This is a genomic window from Rhodococcus sp. T7, assembly GCF_009872365.1.
GTDB lineage: Bacteria > Actinomycetota > Actinomycetes > Mycobacteriales > Mycobacteriaceae > Rhodococcus_F.
Map to the genome: position 1 here is coordinate 1 of NZ_WXYH01000180.1, position 2,419 is coordinate 2,419.

General features: G+C 67.2%; 2 protein-coding genes. Both read left to right on the top strand.

Annotated elements, in window-relative coordinates; genetic code table 11:
• The first annotated feature begins 138 nt into the window (after nt 1-138).
• Nucleotides 139-1,518 carry a Mu transposase domain-containing protein gene (locus MLGJGCBP_RS18365; protein WP_160097501.1) on the top strand — a complete coding sequence of 460 codons (1,380 nt, stop codon included), beginning with the start codon at nt 139-141 and terminating at the stop codon, nt 1,516-1,518.
• Entirely contained in the window at nt 1,515-2,357 is an 843-nt protein-coding gene (istB, locus tag MLGJGCBP_RS18370; protein WP_160097502.1) for an IS21-like element helper ATPase IstB, read from the top strand. The genes MLGJGCBP_RS18365 and istB overlap by 4 nt, the downstream gene beginning before the upstream one ends.
• Nucleotides 2,358-2,419: the final 62 nt, after the last annotated feature.

Below are 2,419 nucleotides of genomic sequence, written 5' to 3' on the forward strand. Positions count from 1 at the left end.
TGATGGCGCTCGCTGAAACTGCTCAGTTCTACTTACCGAAAGTGCTCACCCGTGTGGCTCCGCCGATGAGGGCGGGTCTCCCTCGATGCTGGTGGTCTCTGACCACGCACCAGCGACCCGAAGGAGACCCGCAATCTCATGCTGACATGGGAGGAAGACGTGGAAGTACACGCACTGCACAAACAGGGCTGGACGATCTCGGCGATCGCCCGCCACACCGGACGAAACCGCCGCACCATCCGCAACTACATCAACGGCGTCACCACACCCGGAGTCCGCAAACCCGCACGTGATGACCCATTCGAACCGTTCGTCGAGTACGTAACCTGCCGGCTCGCCGAGGATCCGCACCTGTGGGCCCGCACCCTGTGCGACGAACTCGAGGACCTCGGCTACCGGTTGTCGTATCCGACGCTGACCCGGCAGATCCGCGACCGCAAACTGCGCCCGGTATGCGAGGCCTGCGCTACCGCCACCGACCGGGCGAACGCGATAATCGACCATCCACCTGGTGAGGAAACTCAGTGGGATTGGGTTGATCTGCCGAATCCACCCGACTCCTGGGGGTGGGGCGGGGCGGCGCACCTGCTGGTCGGCTCGCTGGCGCATTCGGGGCGCTGGCGTGGGATCCTGGCGCCGGCGATGACCCAGCCGCATTTGGTCGACGGCCTCGATCGGGTCAGTCGCCGGCTCGGCGGTGTGACGAGGGTGTGGCGGTTCGACCGGATGGCCACCGTCTGCCATCCCGAGTCGGGCCGGGTGACCGCGAGCTTCGCTGGCGTCTTGAAGCACTACGGCGTGTCGGTGGCGATCTGCCCACCCAAAGCCGGGAACCGCAAAGGGGTGGTCGAGAAGGCCAATCATACTGCTGCCCAACGCTGGTGGCGCACCCTTCCCGACGACGTCACCGTCGAACAGGCCCAACAACGGGTGGACGAGTTCTGCCGGCTGCGGGGCGACACCCGGATGCGGGCCACCGCCGACGGCAAGGCCTCGGTAGCGACCGTGGCGGCCGCCGAACCGTTGACCGCACTCCCGACCATGCCGTACCCGGCGATCCTCACCGAACCCCGGACCGCCTCCCGGCAGGCGCTGGTGTCCTACCGCGGCAACCGGTACTCGGTTCCCCCGGAGCTGGCATCGGCGCAGGTCACCGTCACCCAAGTCCTCGGATCGGAGGTGATCGACATCGTCACCACCGCGCAGATCACCATCGCCCGCCACCACCTCGCCCCGGACGGCGCCGGGGTGATCGTCCGTGATCACGGTCATGTCTACGCGCTCGAGCAAGTGGCCATGGCCGCCGCCGGCAATGGTGGGCGCCCACACCGCCGGAAGGAACGGATCCCACCCGGCCCCGCCGCGATCGCCGCAGCGGACGCATTGCGCCGCACCACCACCGGAACCACCACCACGACATCGAGTGCGGTCGAATCGCCCTCGGCCACAACGACATCAATGGTCATCGACCTGTCCGCCTACGAGCGGGCCGCCCACGGAAGGAACACCCTCGCATGACCACCACGCCCACCGCCGATACGGTTCCGGCGCCGAACACCGCCGAGGCGGCCAGCCTCTACCAACGCCTGCGCGGGCACCTGGCTGTCCTCAAACTCCACGACGCCGCCGAAGCCCTGCCCGCGGTCCTCGACCGCGCCCAACAGAACAACCTGTCGATGACCGCCACCCTGGAGGAGTTGCTCTCGATCGAGGTCGAGGCCACCGAGGCCCGCCGACTGGCCGGAAGATTGCGGTTCGCGTGCCTGCCGACCCCGGCGTCGCTCGAGGACTTCGACTTCGACGCCGCCGCGGGCCTCGACCGGAAATTGATCGCCGAGCTCGGGACCTGCCGCTACCTCGAATCCGCGACGAACCTGCTGCTCATCGGCCCGCCGGGAGTAGGCAAGACACACCTGGCGGTCGGGCTGGCGCGGGCGGCGGTGCACGCCGGCTACCGCACCTACTTCACCACCGCCGCCGACCTCGCCGCCCGCTGCCACCGGGCCGCGATCGAGGGCCGGTGGGCGACGACGATGCGGTTCTTCGCTGGCCCCACCCTGCTGGTCGTCGATGAACTGGGCTATCTCCCGTTACCCGGTGAGGCCGCATCGGCGCTGTTTCAGGTTGTCACGCAACGATATCTGAAGACATCGATAATCATGACAACAAACCGCAGTGTCGGTGAATGGGGCCAGGTCCTCGGTGACACCACTGTCGCCGCGGCCATGCTCGACCGGCTACTGCACCGATCCGTGGTGCTCAATCTGGACGGGGACTCCTACCGCCTTCGTGATCATCACGCCCGCTCCGAAAACCTCCGCAAAGCCACCACCACACCCCGCCAACCGCTACAGTAATCACCGCTCACAGGTGGGCACTTTCACCGAGCAAGTCTGAGCACTTTCGCCGAGCGTCATCA